Source organism: Pseudomonas sp. ChxA, from assembly GCF_030263855.1.
Classification (GTDB): Bacteria; Pseudomonadota; Gammaproteobacteria; order Pseudomonadales; family Pseudomonadaceae; genus Aquipseudomonas; species Aquipseudomonas fluorescens_CB.
Map to the genome: position 1 here is coordinate 2,488,848 of NZ_JARPMK010000001.1, position 15,495 is coordinate 2,504,342.

Genomic DNA, 15,495 nt, shown 5'->3' on the forward strand with positions numbered 1-15,495 from the left:
TGCCCTTCGGCGATTTACGTCTTGAAACCAAACCGCCAGATCGCTGTCGCACGATCTCTGTCCATTTTTTTCATAGGAGGCTTCATGCCTTGGAAGCTCGCATCATTCGGTACTTTGTTGGCAGCACTCGCGTTGGCGGGTTGCAGCACCCCGGGTGCCCCTGAGCCAGGTAAAGATGCCGCCGTTGCCGATGCAGGTCACACCCGCTGCGAATCGAAGGCCGCCGAATTCGCCGTCGGCCAGAAAGCCTCGCCTCAATTGCTGGAGCAGGCGCGTACCCGTGCTGGGGCGCAGAACGCACGCATCCTCAAGCCTAACGACATGATCACCCTGGAATACCGCTCCGACCGTCTGAACCTGAACACCGACGACAACTTGGTGATCACACGGGTCAACTGCGGCTGATAGCTTCACGGCTTTTGCAGTGCGCATAAAAAACCCCGTCACATGGACGGGGTTTTTTTAGCTCAGCGGAGAATTACTCGCCGCGAACTTGTTCAGCCTGCATACCCTTTTGGCCTTTCGCAGCCACGAAGGATACGGTTTGGCCTTCTTTCAGGCTTTTGAAACCGTCGCTTTCGATAGCTTTGAAGTGTACGAACAGGTCGTCACCGCCACCTTGAGGAGTGATGAAGCCGAAGCCTTTTTCATCGTTGAACCATTTAACGGTGCCGGTTTGGCGATTAGACATGGTGTATCTCCAAGAAACATATATTTTCAGTAGTGCTGTGCTGCTCAGGCCAACTGGGCACACCGGGGTATCATAGTCGAAATGTTCGGCTTGTAAGCCCCCCCAAGGCATTGTTTGCTAATCAATAGCGTTGCGTTTAGTGCCTTGGTCGGCTGAAAGCCCCGATTTACGGGGCTTTGCTGCGAAATATCAGCTGTTAAAAAAAGCCGTAAAAGCTGCGTAATTTGTGCGAAATGGCAGTTTTCGGGCTGTTTTTTCAGTCAGATGGCCGTCTAATCAGTGATCGTTCTGACTATTTCTTCACGACTTTGCAGGACGAAATAGCTGTGACCGCTTTGGTTTTCAAAGCCTGGCTGGCGTTCGGGTTGGTCATCAGTTCCTTGATTTCAGCAGTGCTCAATTCGGCATTGAGCTTGTCCGCGCCACATTCGCAATGGTCTTTGGCGGTTTTGGCATCAACGCTCTGCTGGGCTGATGAAGTGCAATCTTTGACGAAACTGTCCCGATCACCAGCCGAAGGCCAGTTGGATGGAGCAGCGGCATGCGCGCCAAAGGAAAGGAGGGTCAGGGAAGCGGCGAGAGCGAGGGTCGAGGTAAAGCGCATCATGAAGTGCTCCTTTGATTCGTGGGCAAACAGCGATTCTCAGCGGGTTTGAGGGCTTTCGTACAGCCCAAGTTCACTTTTGCAGGCATCAAACACGGGAATTTATGTTTCGCAGGGCAGGGCAGGCGCGATGACCGTTCATCTGTGCTAGCATCACCCGCTTGGCTATTTCCAGGTGTGCCCATTGCCGCCTTGCCATGTTTTTTTGAGTTCACTCCAGTCACTCTGGTTCGATTATCGGTTGGCCGAAAGGCTCCTGCCGCTGTAAGGCAGGCGTTCATCACTGAACGGCCTGGTGTTGGATCTTGTACTGGCTCATCCCAACCCACGTGACCTTTGGTAGGGGTCACCACTAGGAGAGGAGGCGCCATGCCAACTATTACTCTTCCCGACGGCAGTCAACGTTCATTCGATCATTCGGTTTCCGTAGCCGAGGTCGCCGCATCCATTGGTGCAGGTCTTGCCAAGGCCACTGTAGCCGGCAAGGTCGACGGCAAGCTGGTAGATGCCAGCGACCTGATCACCGCTGATGCCAGCCTGCAAATCATCACGCCCAAGGACCAAGAGGGGCTGGAGATCATTCGCCACTCTTGCGCGCACCTGATTGGCCATGCGGTCAAGCAGCTGTACCCGACGGCAAAAATGGTGATTGGCCCCGTCATTGACGAAGGCTTCTATTACGATATCGCCTATGAGCGTCCTTTCACTCCGGACGACCTGGCCGCTATCGAAGCGCGCATGCACGCGCTGATCGAAAAAGATTACGACGTGATCAAGAAAGTCACGCCGCGCGCCGAAGTGATCGACGTGTTCACCGCCCGTGGCGAAGACTACAAGCTGCGTCTGGTGGAAGACATGCCGGACGAACAGGCCATGGGCCTGTATTACCACGAAGAATATGTCGACATGTGCCGTGGCCCGCACGTGCCTAACACGCGCTTCCTCAAGTCGTTCAAGCTGACCAAGCTGTCCGGTGCCTACTGGCGCGGCGACGCGAAGAACGAGCAATTGCAGCGGATCTACGGCACGGCTTGGGCTGACAAGAAGCAGCTGGCGGCCTACATCCAGCGCATCGAAGAAGCTGAAAAGCGCGACCACCGCAAGATCGGCAAGCGCCTGAACCTGTTCCACCTCCAGGAAGAAGCGCCGGGCATGGTGTTCTGGCACCCGAACGGCTGGACCCTGTACCAGGTGCTCGAGCAGTACATGCGCAAGGTTCAGCGCGACAACGGCTACCTGGAGATCAAGACGCCTCAGGTTGTTGACCGCAGCCTGTGGGAGAAATCCGGGCACTGGGCCAACTACGCCGACAACATGTTCACCACGCAGTCGGAAAACCGCGACTACGCCATCAAGCCGATGAACTGCCCATGCCACGTGCAGGTGTTCAACCAAGGCCTGAAAAGCTACCGCGAGTTGCCGATGCGCCTGGCCGAGTTCGGTGCCTGCCACCGTAACGAACCATCGGGTGCACTGCACGGCATCATGCGCGTGCGTGGCTTCACTCAGGACGACGCCCACATCTTCTGCACCGAAGAGCAGATGCAGGCTGAATCCGCTGCGTTCATCAAGCTGACCATGGATGTTTATCGCGATTTCGGCTTTACCGAAGTCGAAATGAAGCTGTCCACTCGTCCGGAAAAACGCGTCGGTTCCGATGAGCTGTGGGATCGCGCCGAATCAGCACTGGCCGCTGCGCTTGACAGTGCGGGCCTTGCGTACGATCTGCAGCCGGGTGAGGGCGCCTTCTACGGTCCCAAGATCGAGTTCTCGCTGAAAGATTGCCTTGGTCGCGTCTGGCAGTGTGGTACCCTGCAGCTCGATTTTAACCTGCCGATCCGTTTGGGAGCCGAATACGTCTCCGAAGATAACAGCCGTAAGCACCCGGTTATGCTGCACCGGGCGATCCTCGGCTCGTTCGAACGGTTCGTCGGTATCCTGATCGAGCACTACGAGGGTGCATTCCCTGCGTGGTTGGCTCCGACCCAGGCAGTGATCATGAATATCACTGATAAACAGGCCGATTTTGCCGCTGAAGTTGAAAAAACTCTCAACGAAAGCGGATTTCGTGCCAAGTCCGACTTGAGAAATGAAAAGATCGGCTTTAAAATCCGCGAGCATACTTTGCTCAAGGTTCCCTATCTTTTGGTTATCGGAGATCGGGAAGTCGAGATGCAGACTGTCGCTGTGCGTACTCGTGAAGGTGCTGACCTGGGCTCGATGCCCGTCGCCCAGTTCGCTGAGTTCCTCGCGCAAGCGGTTTCCCGGCGTGGTCGCCCAGATTCGGAGTAATTATTATTAAGCGTGAAATGAGACAAGATAAACGAGCTGCACCGAAAGCCCCGATCAACGAGAATATCTCGGCACGCGAGGTTCGGTTAATTGGCGCTGACGGCGAGCAGATTGGCATCGTCTCGATTGATGAAGCGCTTCGTATTGCTGAAGAGTCCAAATTGGACCTGGTGGAAATCTCCGCCGATGCAATCCCACCTGTTTGTCGGGTGATGGACTACGGCAAATCGATCTTCGAGAAGAAGAAGCAGGTTGCCGCAGCGAAGAAGAACCAGAAGCAGATTCAAGTAAAAGAAATCAAGTTTCGTCCAGGGACGGAGGAAGGGGATTACCAGGTAAAACTGCGCAACCTGGTACGTTTCCTGAGTGATGGGGACAGGGCCAAGGTATCCTTGCGATTCCGCGGCCGTGAGATGGCGCACCAGGAGCTGGGGATGGAACTCCTCAAGCGGGTTGAAGGTGACCTGCTCGAGTACGGTTCGGTCGAACAGCATCCTAAGATGGAAGGACGCCAGCTTATTATGGTCATCGCCCCGAAAAAGAAGAAGTAATCAACAGGGCACGGCAGGCCTTCTGATTATGTTTATCAACTGAATGCGGAGTACCGAACATGCCAAAGATGAAAACTAAAAGTGGTGCTGCTAAGCGGTTTCTGAAAACTGCTAACGGTATCAAGCACAAGCACGCTTTCAAGAGCCACATTCTGACCAAAATGTCGACCAAGCGTAAGCGTCAACTGCGCGGTAGCAGCTTGCTGCATCCGTCTGACGTGGCAAAAGTCGAGCGCATGCTGCGCCTTCGTTAATTTTAGTCAAGAATAGAGGAATAACTCATGGCTCGTGTAAAGCGTGGCGTCATTGCCCGTAAACGTCACAAAAAAATTCTGAAACTTGCTAAAGGCTACTACGGCGCGCGTTCACGCGTATTCCGTGTTGCCAAGCAAGCGGTAATCAAGGCAGGCCAATACGCCTACCGCGACCGTCGTCAGAAAAAACGTCAGTTCCGCGCTCTGTGGATCGCTCGTATCAACGCTGGTGCACGTGTTAACGGTCTGTCCTACAGCCGTTTCATCGCTGGCCTGAAAAAAGCGTCCATCGAAATCGACCGTAAGGTTCTGGCTGAACTGGCCGTGAACGAAAAAGCGGTGTTTGCTGCGATTGTCGAGAAAGCTAAAGCCACCTTGGCTTAAGTACCCCCGACAGTCACCCTGGGCTGCTCCTGTAGCCCAAGGTGGTAAACGTCATAAATAGGGGAAGAGCCTTCAAGCTCTTCCCCTATTTTGTATCTGGAGTCTGTACATGGAAAACCTGGACGCGCTCGTTGCCCAAGCTCTTGAGGCTGTGCAAAGCGCTGAAGATGTAAATGCCCTGGAGCAAATCCGGGTTCACTACCTTGGCAAAAAAGGTGAATTGACTCAGGTGATGAAGACCCTGGGGAATTTGCCGGCTGAAGAGCGTCCGCAAGTCGGTGCGCTGATCAACGTCGCCAAGGAGCGTGTCACAGAGGTGCTCAATGCGCGCAAGGCGTCGCTCGAGGAGTCCGATCTTGCGGCCAAGCTCGCCGCCGAGTCCATTGATGTAACCTTGCCTGGCCGTGGCCAGGCCTCGGGCGGTCTGCATCCGATTACCCGGACTCTGGAACGTATCGAGCAGTTCTTTACCCACATCGGCTACGGCATTGCCGAAGGCCCTGAGGTTGAAGACGATTATCACAACTTCGAGGCGCTCAACATCCCAGGCCATCACCCGGCCCGGTCGATGCACGACACCTTCTATTTCAACGCGAACATGCTGTTGCGCACCCATACCTCGCCGGTACAGGTCCGCACCATGGAAGCGAACAAGCCGCCGATCCGCATCGTCTGCCCAGGCCGTGTGTACCGCAGCGACTCGGATATCACCCACTCGCCGATGTTCCACCAGGTCGAAGGCCTGCTGGTCGATCGCGACATCAATTTCGCCGACCTCAAAGGCACCATCGAAGAGTTCCTGCGGGTGTTCTTCGAGAAAGAGCTGGCGGTGCGTTTCCGTCCATCGTTCTTCCCGTTCACCGAGCCATCCGCTGAAGTCGACATGGAATGCGTGATGTGCAGCGGCAAAGGCTGCCGCGTCTGCAAGCAGACCGGCTGGCTGGAAGTGATGGGCTGCGGCATGGTTCACCCTAACGTGCTGCGCATGTCCGGGATCGATCCGGAAGAGTTCTCGGGCTTTGCCTTCGGCATGGGCGTTGAGCGCTTGGCCATGCTGCGTTACGGCGTGAACGACTTGCGTCTGTTCTTCGACAACGACTTGCGGTTCCTCGCGCAATTTCGCTAGTCGTAACGAATCTTTAGGAGAGCAGGATGAAATTCAGTGAACAATGGCTGCGTGGCTGGGTAAGCCCGCAGGTAGATCGCGACGAGCTGGTTGCTCGTCTGTCGATGGCCGGCCTTGAGGTCGATAGCGTAACGCCGGCCGCCGGTGTTTTCAGCGGCGTGGTGGTGGGCGAGGTGCTGAGCACCGAGCAGCACCCCGATGCCGACAAGCTGCGCGTGTGCCAGGTCAGCAATGGCGTGGAAACCTTCCAGGTCGTGTGCGGAGCGCCAAACGTGCGCCCGGGCCTGAAGATTCCGTTCGCCATGATCGGCGCCGAACTGCCGGGCGACTTCAAGATCAAGAAAGCCAAGCTGCGTGGCGTTGAGTCCAACGGCATGCTGTGCTCCCAGGCCGAGCTGCAAGTCGGCGAAGGCAATGACGGCCTGATGGAACTGCCGGCCGATGCGCCAGTGGGCCAGGACATCCGTGCCTACCTGGAACTGGAAGATGCCAGCATCGAGGTCGACCTGACCCCGAACCGCGGTGACTGCCTGTCCCTCGCCGGTCTGGCCCGTGAAGTGGGCGCGCTGTACAACGCCCCGGTCACCCGCCCTGTGGTGGCCGCAGTCGCTGCAGTCCACGACGAAGTGCGCCCTGTCGACGTACTGGCGCCAAACGCCTGCCCACGTTACCTGGGGCGTGTGATCCGTAACGTCGACCTGTCCAAGCCAACCCCGTTGTGGATGGTTGAACGCCTGCGTCGCGCCGACGTACGCAGCATCGATGCTGCCGTGGACATCACCAACTACGTGATGCTGGAGCTGGGCCAACCGCTGCACGCCTTCGATCTCGCCGAAATCAATGGCGGCATCCGCGTGCGCATGGCCGAAGAAGGCGAGAAACTGGTATTGCTCGACGGCCAGGAAGTCAGCCTGCGCGCCGACACCCTGGTAATTGCCGACCATTCCCGCGCCCTGGCGATTGCCGGCGTGATGGGTGGCGAGCACAGCGGCGTGTCCGAAACCACCCGCGATATTTTCCTTGAGAGCGCATTCTTCGACCAGATCGCCATCGCTGGCAAGGCCCGTTCCTACGGCCTGCACACCGATGCCTCGCACCGCTACGAGCGCGGTGTGGACTGGAAGCTGGCCCGTGAAGCCATGGAGCGCGCCACTGGCCTGCTGCTGGATATCACCGGCGGCGAAGCCGGCCCGATCACCGAAGCCGTCAACGAGCAGTTCCTGCCGTCGATTGCACCGATCACCTTGCGCGCCAAAAGCGTCGAGCAAATGCTTGGCCTGGTAATTGAACCTGCGCAAATCGAGCAACTGCTGTCCGCACTCGGCCTGGGTATTTCTGCCGGTGGGGAAGGGCAGTGGCACGTTGAAGTGCCAAGCCATCGTTTCGACATCAGCCTGGAAGTTGACCTGATCGAAGAGCTGGCCCGCCTGTACGGCTACAACCGCCTGCCGGTTCGTTATCCGCAAGCGCGTCTGGCACCGCAACCCAAGGCCGAAGCGCGTGCGCACCTGCCAGAGCTGCGTCGTCTGCTGGTTGCCCGTGGCTACCAGGAAGCAGTGACCTACAGCTTCATCGATCCAAAGCAGTTTGAGCTGTTCAACCCAGGTGTTGAGCCGTTGCTGCTGGCCAACCCGATCTCCAATGACATGGCTGCCATGCGTTCGTCGCTGTGGCCGGGTCTGGTCAAGGCGCTGTCCCATAACCTGAACCGTCAGCAAGACCGCGTGCGCATGTTCGAAAGCGGCCTGCGTTTTGTCGGCCAACTCGACGGCCTCAAGCAAGAGCCGATGCTGGCCGGTGTGGTGTGCGGTAGCCGCCTGCCTGAAGGCTGGGCACAAGGCCGCGATACCGTAGACTTCTTCGACGTTAAAGCCGATGTGGAAGCGGTATTGGGCTTTGCTGGCGCACTGGATGACTTCACGTTTGTGCCTGGTAGCCACCCGGCATTGCACCCGGGCCAGACTGCACGTATCGAGCGCGAAGGGCGTTTGGTGGGCTTCGTCGGTGCCATCCACCCTGAGCTGTCGAAAACCTTGGGTCTGGACCGTCCGGTATTCGTTTTTGAGCTGGTCCTGGCTGAAGTTGCGTCGGGTAAGATGCCTAAATTCAGCGAGTTGTCGCGCTTCCCTGAAGTGCGTCGTGACCTCGCGCTGATCGCTGACCGTGAAGTGGCCGCCACTGCCGTTCTGGACGTAATCCGTGAAAATGCAGGGGAATGGCTGACGGACCTCAGGCTATTTGACGTCTATCAGGGTAAAGGCATTGATCCGCATAGAAAAAGCCTTGCAGTTGGCTTGACCTGGCAGCATCCATCGCGCACTCTTAATGACGATGAGGTGAATACCACGACACAAAATATCCTCACCTCGCTCGAACAAAGGTTGAACGCCACGTTAAGGAAGTGACGTATGGGGGCTTTGACGAAAGCTGAGATGGCGGAACGTCTGTACGAAGAGTTGGGTCTGAACAAACGCGAAGCCAAGGAATTGGTCGAGCTGTTCTTTGAAGAAATTCGGCACGCTCTGGAAGACAACGAACAGGTCAAATTGTCCGGTTTCGGCAATTTTGACCTGCGGGACAAACGCCAGCGGCCTGGCCGCAATCCAAAAACGGGAGAAGAAATCCCGATCACGGCTCGCCGTGTGGTCACCTTTCGTCCAGGGCAGAAGTTGAAGGCCCGAGTTGAGGCTTATGCTGGAACCAAGTCATAACGACGAACTACCCGTCATCCCAGGCAAACGCTACTTCACCATTGGTGAAGTCAGCGAGCTCTGTGCGGTAAAACCGCACGTGCTGCGCTATTGGGAGCAGGAGTTTCCTCAACTCAACCCCGTCAAACGCACCGGGAACCGTCGGTATTATCAGCGCCAGGATGTGCTGATGATCCGACAGATCCGTGCGTTGCTGTACGACCAGGGGTTCACCATCAGCGGCGCGCGCCAGCGTATGTCCGGTGATGAAGCCAAAGACGACACCACCCAATACAAACAACTGATCCGCCAGATGATCTCCGAACTCGAAGATGTGCTGGTGGTGTTGAAGAAGTGATACAAGCTTTTAAAATACTTCCACATTTCAAAAGCTTGCGGTATATTCCGGATCGCTTCGTTACGAAGCAAACCCAGTAACACGCCTAGTCGGGGCGTAGCGCAGTCCGGTAGCGCACTAGCATGGGGTGCTAGGGGTCGAGTGTTCGAATCACTCCGTCCCGACCATATTTTCGATCAAGCCCAATCTGAAAAGATTGGGCTTTTTCATGCGTGCTGCTTTTAGGTGAACTGCTTCAAGCCGCCAATCACGCTCGCTGATTGAGGTACTCTACAAACGGCCCGATATCCGTACTGCAGAGCAAATGCGCCACCTCACGCACCTCCGCCTCCGGCCAGTCCCACCATGCGGATTGCTCTAGGATCAGCCGAGTCGGCTCATCAAAACGCCAGCGGATATGTTTGGCCGGGTTGCCGCCCACAATGGCGTAAGGCGCCACATCCTTGGTCACAATCGCGCCTGCCGCCACGACTGCGCCATTGCCGATCGTCACGCCGGACAGAATTTTCGCGTGGGAGCTGATCCAGCAATCATTGCCAATGATCACGTCGCCTTTGCTGCCACCAAAGTCGGTAATGTGCGCGAGGCTTTTCATCTTGGCGGGGAAGGGGTAGCAACTGAGCCAGTCGGTGCGATGATGGCCGCCCAAATACACTTCCACATTGCCGGCAATCGAGGTGTAGGCGCCGACACGCAGGGTCGTGCCTTCATGCCAGTCGTGCACCTTCAAATCGCCGTAGGTGCCGATGCCAAAGCTGTAGTTTGGATAGCGGTTGCGCAGTTTTTGCGTAGAGCGCTCCAGCGGGGAGAGCGCGCGTAGTGCCTTGCGCGCTTTTTTTTCGCGCCATTTACGCAATAGCTTCATGCGGTAAGCCTTCTTGCAGAGAGTAAAATCAGGCGACATCGTGAGCAATGGGTGCCCTCTATGCAAGACGAAGGCTTTATCTTCTGAAAAAAATCGCCAACGGCTGTCCCTTTTTTGCGCCTCGCCTGTCATTCCAGGCAAGTGAACAAAATCGAGAGCTTCTCCCCATGCCCGCAGTCCGACCCATGCGCTTGCGCCCGTTGCTGAACCTGAGCCTGATGCTGAGCCTCAGTGCCAGCCCGTTATTTGTCCCGCTCGGCTATGCCGAAGACAGCGCCACTCGCCGCAGTTACCAGGTGCCGGCCGGTAGCCTGAGCGCCGCATTGACCCGCTTCGCCGGGCTCGCCGGGGTCAACCTGTCGGTGGACCCGGCGCTGGTCAGCGGTCGCAGCAGCGTTGGTTTGTCGGGTGAATACGGCGTGGAGGAGGGCTTTGCCCAGTTGCTGACGGGCTCGGGCCTGCAATTGCAACCGATGGGCGCGCAGGCCTACAGGCTGATGCCGGTGCCGCAAAGTGGCAGCCTGCAATTGGCACCCACGTCCATCGTCGGCACTACTGGGTTGGCCGATGGCGATACCTACGCCGGTGGCCAGGTGGCGCGGCGAGGCTCGCAAGGCCTGCTCGGCTCGCGGGACTTTATGGAAACCCCGTTCAGCATGACCACCTACACCGCCGAGGCGGTGAAGAACCAGCAGGCGCGTACCCTCGGCGACCTGGTCGCCAGCGACCCGTCGGTGCGCGCCACCAACCCGGCAGGCGGGCGTTATGAGCAGTTCACCATTCGCGGGTTCAGCCTGTTCAACAGTGATGTGGCCTACAACGGCTTGTACGGCGTGTTGCCGACGTACACCATCGACATGGAAATGGCCGAGCGCGTCGACATCCTCAAAGGCCCGAGCCAGTTGATCAACGGCATCTCGCCGCGCGGCAGCGTGGGCGGCGGGATCAACGTGGTGCCCAAACGGGCCACCGACAAGGACATCACCTCGCTGACCGGCACCTGGGCCTCCGGCAGCCAGGCCGGTGGCGCGGTGGATGTGGGGCGGCGTTTTGGTGAGGACAACAAATTCGGTATTCGTTTCAACGGCGTGAAGCAGTCCGGCGATACCGAGTGGGATCACCAGAGCGTCGACCGTGAAATGGCCGTATTGGGTCTGGATTTTCGCGGCGAGCGCCTGCGCCTTTCCACGGATGTCGGCCACACCGAGCGCGACACCGATGCGCCGCAAGAACGTGTACAAGTCGGCGCCAATGCCCGGGTGCCGAGCGCCAACGACGTGCGCCACAATTACGCACAGCCCTGGAGCAAAGCCCGCACCGATGACACTTTCGGCACGGTTAACGGCGAGTTCGACCTCAGTGACAGCGTGATGCTGTATGGCGGCGTGGGCGCGCGTAAAAGCAATCACGACTTCTTGCGTCACGCGGTGTCCGTCACCAACAACGCCGGGGATTTCAGCGTATTGCCACGGGATTTCACCCGCGATGAAAACGTGCGCACCGCCACCGCCGGGGTGCGCAGTTGGTTGCATACCGGACCGGTCAGCCATGAGATCAACCTGGCAGCCAGCTACTTCTACATGGACTTTGAAAACGGCGGCGCCCGGTACGCGGCGGCGCCAAGCAACCTGTACAACCCGGTAGCAACCCCAACCCCGTCACGGCCAACACGCCTGGATTCCAAGGTCTACACCGAGAACCGCTTCAGTGGCGTGGCGCTGTCCGATACCCTGGGCTTTTTCGATGAGCGTTTGTTGCTGACCCTCGGCGCGCGCTGGCAGCGGGTCAAGGTCGATGACTGGACCGACAACGTCAAAGGCGCTACGGCCTATGACGAGGAAAAGGTCTCGCCATCCGGCGGCATCCTGTTTAAAGCCACCGACAAACTGTCGCTGTACGCCAACTACATGGAAGGCTTGAGCCAGGGCAAAATCGCACCGTCGACCTCGATCAACGAAGATGAAATCTTCCCGCCCTTTGTCAGCCGCCAGGTTGAAGTAGGCGCCAAATACGACGCCGGCGCGTTTGCCGTGACGGCTGCGGTGTTCCGTATCAAGCAGCCGGCCTACGAAACCAACGCCACTACGCGGGTGTTCGGCCCCAACGGCAAACGCCAGAACGACGGCGTGGAACTGAGCGTGTTCGGCGAGCCGCTCAAGGGTGTGCGTCTGCTGGGTGGCGTGATGTTTATCGACAGCGAACTGACCCACACCACCAACGGTACTTTCGACGGCAACCGCGCCCCGGCCACCCCCAAGTACAACGTCAACCTGGGTGCCGAATGGGATGTGCCGACGGTGGAAGGCCTGACCCTGACCAGCCGTGGTATCTATTCCAGCTCGCAGTACCTGGACCAGTCCAACGTCAAGGAAATCGACGCCTGGACCCGCCTCGACGTCGGCGCGCGTTATGCCTTCAAGGTCGACGACAAGCACATCACCTTGCGCGCGAATGTCGAGAACGTCGCCGATAAACGCTACTGGAGTTCGGCCGGTGCTTCGGATGACAGCGAGCCGGGCCTGACCCTGTCAACGCCGCGCACCTATTTGCTGTCGGCCACGGTGGATTTCTAAACGCAACGATCATCCGGGGGAAGACTAATGTGGGAGCTGGCTCCACACAAGCCAGCTCCACACAAGCCAGCTCCAATCAGGCCTGCTCCCACATAGCCCCGACTACACCGCAGACTCGCCGCGTTAATAAGAATGTTTTTTGATTGCATCGCCCCGATATGGAATAGTACCCGCCGTTTTCCCCAGCCCGTCCAGTTGGGGTGTTTTAACGCCGAGGTCTTTGTCATGCGAATGCTGCGCTCCATCCCGACCCTTGCCGCCTGCCTCCTGGCGTTGTCTTGCAGCGTATTGAACGCCGCGCCCATCGACCTTAATGACGGCCAGCACGCGGTGCACCTGCCGGATGCGCCCAAGCGCGTGGTGGTGCTGGAGTTTTCCTTTCTCGACAGCCTCGCCGCCGTTGACGTCACGCCGGTGGGCGCTGCAGACGATGGCGATGCCAACCGCGTCTTGCCGCGTGTGCGCCAGGCCATCGGCCAATGGAAGTCGGTGGGCCTGCGTTCGCAACCGAGCATCGAAGAAATCGCGCGGCTCAAGCCGGACTTGATCGTTGCCGACCTCAATCGTCACCAGGCCTTGTATAGCGACTTGGCGAGCATCGCGCCGACCTTGTTGTTGCCATCACGTGGGGAAGATTACGAAGGCAGCCTCAAATCCGCCGAACTGATCGGCACGGCCCTGGGCAAAAGCGCGCAGATGCACGCGCGCATTGCCCAGAACCGTGAACACTTGCAGGCCATCGCCAAGCAGATTCCGGCGGGTGCCAGCGTGTTGTTCGGCGTCGCGCGTGAAGACAGTTTTTCTGTGCACGGGCCTGACTCCTACGCCGGCAGTGTGCTGCAAGCCATCGGCCTGAAAGTGCCGTCGGTACGCGCCAAGGCTGCGCCGACTGAGTTTGTCAGCCTGGAACAATTGCTCGCGCTTGACCCCGGCTGGTTGCTGGTCGGTCACTATCGCCGCCCAAGTATCGTCGACACCTGGAGCAAGCAGCCGTTGTGGCAAGTGCTCGGCGCGGTGCGCAATCATCAAGTGGCTGAAGTCGATGGCGACAGTTGGGCGCGCAACCGAGGTGTATTGGCGTCGGAGCAAATCGCTGAAGACACCTTGGCGATTCTCAAGGGCGGCAAAGCCGTATTGAGCCAATAACCATGCAACGCAGCTTCGCGGCGGCAGGCATTGTGCTGCTGGGTGCCGTGTTGTTCTGGTACTCACTGTACAGCTGGTCGCCCTTCACCATCACTGCGACGGATGCCTGGAACGGCCTGGTTCGCCAGGGCAGCGTGGGCGGCAATATGGCCTACATCGTGGCGCAACTGCGCGTGCCCCGAGCGCTGTGCGCGGCGTTGGTCGGTGCCTGCCTGGGGCTGGCCGGTGCACTGATGCAAGGCATCACCCGCAACCGCTTGGCATCGCCGTCGTTGTTCGGCGTGACGGCCGGCGCGGCATTGGGATTGGCCTTGTTTTCCACCGGGTTGGTCGCGCCGCCTTTTGCCGGTGGCGCCCTGTTGATGACCTGCCTGGGCGGCGCGCTGGCCTGGGTCACGGTGTTCAGCCTGGGCGGCGCGTGGTCGCCGAACACCGCGCAAGGTCGGCTGGTATTGGCCGGTGTGGCGGTTGCAGCGCTGTGCGCGGCCTTGACCCGGCTCACGGTGATTCTGGTCGAGGCCCAGGCCCACAGCGTGCTGAACTGGCTGGCCGGGTCACTGGCCAATGTCGGTGCGGCCCAAGTGCAACTGCTCTGGCCATGCACGCTGATCGGCGGCGTGTGGGCGCTGTGGTGCGCGCCGCGCCTGAACCTGATCAACCTCGGCGAAGACGCCGCGCGCTCGTTGGGCGTCGGTATTGCCAGCCTGCGCTTGCAGGTGTTTGTCGCCAGCTTGCTGCTGGTGGGCGCCAGCGTGTGCGCGGTCGGCCCCATTGGCTTTGTCGGGCTGATCGCGCCCAATATCATTCGCCAGTTTCTCGGTAACGACTACCGCTGGCTGATCCCGCTCAGCGCGGCATTGGGCGCGGTGATCGTGCTCGGCGCCGACTTACTCAGTCGCGCGGTGGCCTTTCCGGTGGAAACCCCGGCGGGCGTGGTCACTGCTTTGATCGGCGCACCGTTCTTCCTGTTTCTTGCCAGGCGCACCCTATGATTCGGCCACGCTTACGTTTATGGCTGCTGCTGGGCTTGCTGCTGGTGGCCCTGCTGGCGAGCCTCAGCGCCGGCACGGTGTGGCTCAAACCGGCCACCGTGCTGGAGCGCCTGCTGGCCCATGACGCCCTCGATTTTGAAGTGTGGAACCACCGCCTGCCACGCAGCCTGATCGCCATCCTGGCCGGCTGCGCCTTCGGCTTGGCCGGTGCGATTGTGCAGGGCGTGATCCGCAACCCGCTGGCCTCGCCGGAAATTCTCGGTGTGACCCAGGGCGCCGGGCTGGCGCTGACCGTGGCGATCATCAGTTGGCCGCACCTGCCGATTGCCTGGCTGCCACTGGTGGCCTGCCTGGGCGGTGCCGGTGGGGCCTTGCTGCTGGCGCTGTACAACACCGGCGTGAGTTTTTCCGGGGTGCGTTTTGCGCTGTCGGGGGTGGCGATTGCGGTGACCTTGTCCAGCGTCACTGAGTTTTTGATCCTGTCCCATCCATTGGACATCAACACGGCATTGCTCGCGCTGACGGGCAGTTTGTGGAGCCGCAATTGGCACCATGTGGCGCTGGTGCTGCCGTTCCTGCTGTTGATCCCGCTGGGCCTGTGCCTGGCCAAGCCCCTGAACCTGATCGCGCTGGGCGATGAGGCCGCCCACAGCCTGGGCACTGCGCTTGGCCGCACCCGCTGGTGGGCGATGGCCTGTGCGGTGCTGCTCACCAGCCTGGGTGTCGGCGTGATCGGGCCGATTGGTTTTATTGGCCTGGTCGCACCGCACATGGCACGGCGCCTGGTGGGTGGGCATCACCAGTACCTGCTGCCGGCTGCGATGCTGATCGGTGCGTTGCTGCTGGTGCTGGCCGACACCCTCGGACGCACGTTGATCGCGCCCAGCGAAATCCCGGCGGGCGTGCTTACGGCGGTGATCGGTGCGCCGTATTTTCTTTGGTTGCTGGCACGGTTCAAGGGTTGATGAC

16 protein-coding genes and 1 tRNA gene are annotated in these 15,495 nt (G+C 59.2%); 14 read left to right on the forward strand and 3 right to left on the reverse strand.

Annotation, left to right across the window (positions count from 1 at the left end; genetic code table 11):
- Window positions 1-84 precede the first annotated feature (84 nt).
- Window positions 85-405, forward strand: coding sequence for an I78 family peptidase inhibitor (locus P5706_RS11215; protein WP_200432879.1), 321 nt, complete (start codon window positions 85-87; stop codon window positions 403-405).
- A gap of 73 nt (window positions 406-478) precedes the next feature.
- On the opposite strand, the gene P5706_RS11220 is transcribed toward P5706_RS11215, so the two are convergent.
- Together P5706_RS11220 and P5706_RS11225 are read right to left on the reverse strand one after the other, a co-directional pair.
- Window positions 479-691, reverse strand: a complete 213-nt coding sequence (locus P5706_RS11220; protein WP_200432878.1) for a cold-shock protein — start codon at window positions 689-691, stop codon at window positions 479-481.
- A 292-nt stretch (window positions 692-983) separates the two neighbouring features.
- On the reverse strand, window positions 984-1,298 hold the full coding sequence (locus tag P5706_RS11225; RefSeq protein WP_200432877.1) for a hypothetical protein: 315 nt from the start codon (window positions 1,296-1,298) through the stop codon (window positions 984-986).
- Between the two features lie 366 nt (window positions 1,299-1,664).
- Here P5706_RS11225 and thrS point away from each other — a divergent pair, with 366 nt between their 5' ends.
- From thrS to P5706_RS11270, 9 genes are all read left to right on the forward strand, one after another.
- A complete protein-coding gene (thrS, locus tag P5706_RS11230; protein WP_056861278.1) occupies window positions 1,665-3,587 on the forward strand; it encodes a threonine--tRNA ligase in 1,923 nt (640 codons plus the stop codon).
- Window positions 3,587-4,138 (forward strand): translation initiation factor IF-3, encoded by a 552-nt coding sequence (infC, locus tag P5706_RS11235; protein ID WP_172979313.1) that lies wholly within the window; start codon window positions 3,587-3,589, stop codon window positions 4,136-4,138. Before thrS ends, infC begins: the two co-directional genes overlap by 1 nt.
- A gap of 59 nt (window positions 4,139-4,197) precedes the next feature.
- Complete coding sequence (gene rpmI, locus P5706_RS11240) at window positions 4,198-4,392, forward strand: 50S ribosomal protein L35 (protein WP_002553160.1); 195 nt, start codon at window positions 4,198-4,200, stop codon at window positions 4,390-4,392.
- A gap of 27 nt (window positions 4,393-4,419) precedes the next feature.
- A complete protein-coding gene (gene rplT / locus P5706_RS11245) occupies window positions 4,420-4,776 on the forward strand; it encodes a 50S ribosomal protein L20 (protein ID WP_003174975.1) in 357 nt (118 codons plus the stop codon).
- A gap of 109 nt (window positions 4,777-4,885) precedes the next feature.
- Window positions 4,886-5,902 carry a phenylalanine--tRNA ligase subunit alpha gene (pheS, locus tag P5706_RS11250; protein WP_285679284.1) on the forward strand — a complete coding sequence of 339 codons (1,017 nt, stop codon included), beginning with the start codon at window positions 4,886-4,888 and terminating at the stop codon, window positions 5,900-5,902.
- A 26-nt stretch (window positions 5,903-5,928) separates the two neighbouring features.
- Window positions 5,929-8,307: a phenylalanine--tRNA ligase subunit beta gene (pheT, locus tag P5706_RS11255; RefSeq protein WP_285679285.1), complete on the forward strand. Its 2,379-nt coding sequence runs from the start codon at window positions 5,929-5,931 to the stop codon at window positions 8,305-8,307.
- Window positions 8,308-8,310: 3 nt separating this feature from the next.
- Window positions 8,311-8,613 (forward strand): integration host factor subunit alpha, encoded by a 303-nt coding sequence (ihfA, locus tag P5706_RS11260; RefSeq protein ID WP_002553164.1) that lies wholly within the window; start codon window positions 8,311-8,313, stop codon window positions 8,611-8,613.
- Window positions 8,594-8,950 (forward strand): MerR family transcriptional regulator, encoded by a 357-nt coding sequence (locus P5706_RS11265; RefSeq protein WP_003174972.1) that lies wholly within the window; start codon window positions 8,594-8,596, stop codon window positions 8,948-8,950. Before ihfA ends, P5706_RS11265 begins: the two co-directional genes overlap by 20 nt.
- A gap of 90 nt (window positions 8,951-9,040) precedes the next feature.
- Window positions 9,041-9,117 (forward strand) — tRNA-Pro (locus P5706_RS11270).
- An 80-nt stretch (window positions 9,118-9,197) separates the two neighbouring features.
- Here the strand turns inward: P5706_RS11270 and P5706_RS11275 are convergent.
- Window positions 9,198-9,815: a CatB-related O-acetyltransferase gene (locus P5706_RS11275; protein WP_200432874.1), complete on the reverse strand. Its 618-nt coding sequence runs from the start codon at window positions 9,813-9,815 to the stop codon at window positions 9,198-9,200.
- Between the two features lie 167 nt (window positions 9,816-9,982).
- On the opposite strand from P5706_RS11275, the gene P5706_RS11280 reads away from it, so the two are divergent.
- The 4 genes from P5706_RS11280 to P5706_RS11295 all read left to right on the forward strand — a co-directional run bounded on the left by P5706_RS11280 (window position 9,983) and on the right by P5706_RS11295 (window position 15,491).
- Window positions 9,983-12,388 (forward strand): TonB-dependent receptor, encoded by a 2,406-nt coding sequence (locus P5706_RS11280; protein WP_285679286.1) that lies wholly within the window; start codon window positions 9,983-9,985, stop codon window positions 12,386-12,388.
- A 231-nt stretch (window positions 12,389-12,619) separates the two neighbouring features.
- A complete protein-coding gene (locus P5706_RS11285) occupies window positions 12,620-13,534 on the forward strand; it encodes a Fe(3+) dicitrate ABC transporter substrate-binding protein FecB (protein ID WP_425540556.1) in 915 nt (304 codons plus the stop codon).
- Between the two features lie 2 nt (window positions 13,535-13,536).
- Window positions 13,537-14,526 (forward strand): iron-dicitrate ABC transporter permease FecC, encoded by a 990-nt coding sequence (gene fecC, locus P5706_RS11290; protein ID WP_285679287.1) that lies wholly within the window; start codon window positions 13,537-13,539, stop codon window positions 14,524-14,526.
- Complete coding sequence (locus P5706_RS11295) at window positions 14,523-15,491, forward strand: FecCD family ABC transporter permease (RefSeq protein WP_200432870.1); 969 nt, start codon at window positions 14,523-14,525, stop codon at window positions 15,489-15,491. The genes fecC and P5706_RS11295 overlap by 4 nt, the downstream gene beginning before the upstream one ends.
- Window positions 15,492-15,495 lie beyond the last annotated feature (4 nt).

Bases quoted from the DNA above. Each gene is read 5' to 3' on its own strand.
- pheS (WP_285679284.1), top strand. From the start codon at position 4,886: ATGGAAAACCTGGACGCGCTCGTTGCCCAAGCTCTTGAGGCTGTGCAA.
- ihfA (WP_002553164.1), top strand. From the start codon at position 8,311: ATGGGGGCTTTGACGAAAGCTGAGATGGCGGAACGTCTGTACGAAGAG.
- thrS (WP_056861278.1), top strand. From the start codon at position 1,665: ATGCCAACTATTACTCTTCCCGACGGCAGTCAACGTTCATTCGATCAT.
- P5706_RS11225 (WP_200432877.1), bottom strand. From the start codon at position 1,298: ATGATGCGCTTTACCTCGACCCTCGCTCTCGCCGCTTCCCTGACCCTC.
- P5706_RS11215 (WP_200432879.1), top strand. From the start codon at position 85: ATGCCTTGGAAGCTCGCATCATTCGGTACTTTGTTGGCAGCACTCGCG.
- P5706_RS11265 (WP_003174972.1), top strand. From the start codon at position 8,594: ATGCTGGAACCAAGTCATAACGACGAACTACCCGTCATCCCAGGCAAA.
- fecC (WP_285679287.1), top strand. From the start codon at position 13,537: ATGCAACGCAGCTTCGCGGCGGCAGGCATTGTGCTGCTGGGTGCCGTG.
- P5706_RS11280 (WP_285679286.1), top strand. From the start codon at position 9,983: ATGCCCGCAGTCCGACCCATGCGCTTGCGCCCGTTGCTGAACCTGAGC.
- P5706_RS11285 (WP_425540556.1), top strand. From the start codon at position 12,620: ATGCTGCGCTCCATCCCGACCCTTGCCGCCTGCCTCCTGGCGTTGTCT.
- rpmI (WP_002553160.1), top strand. From the start codon at position 4,198: ATGCCAAAGATGAAAACTAAAAGTGGTGCTGCTAAGCGGTTTCTGAAA.
- P5706_RS11275 (WP_200432874.1), bottom strand. From the start codon at position 9,815: ATGAAGCTATTGCGTAAATGGCGCGAAAAAAAAGCGCGCAAGGCACTA.
- P5706_RS11295 (WP_200432870.1), top strand. From the start codon at position 14,523: ATGATTCGGCCACGCTTACGTTTATGGCTGCTGCTGGGCTTGCTGCTG.
- rplT (WP_003174975.1), top strand. From the start codon at position 4,420: ATGGCTCGTGTAAAGCGTGGCGTCATTGCCCGTAAACGTCACAAAAAA.
- P5706_RS11220 (WP_200432878.1), bottom strand. From the start codon at position 691: ATGTCTAATCGCCAAACCGGCACCGTTAAATGGTTCAACGATGAAAAA.
- pheT (WP_285679285.1), top strand. From the start codon at position 5,929: ATGAAATTCAGTGAACAATGGCTGCGTGGCTGGGTAAGCCCGCAGGTA.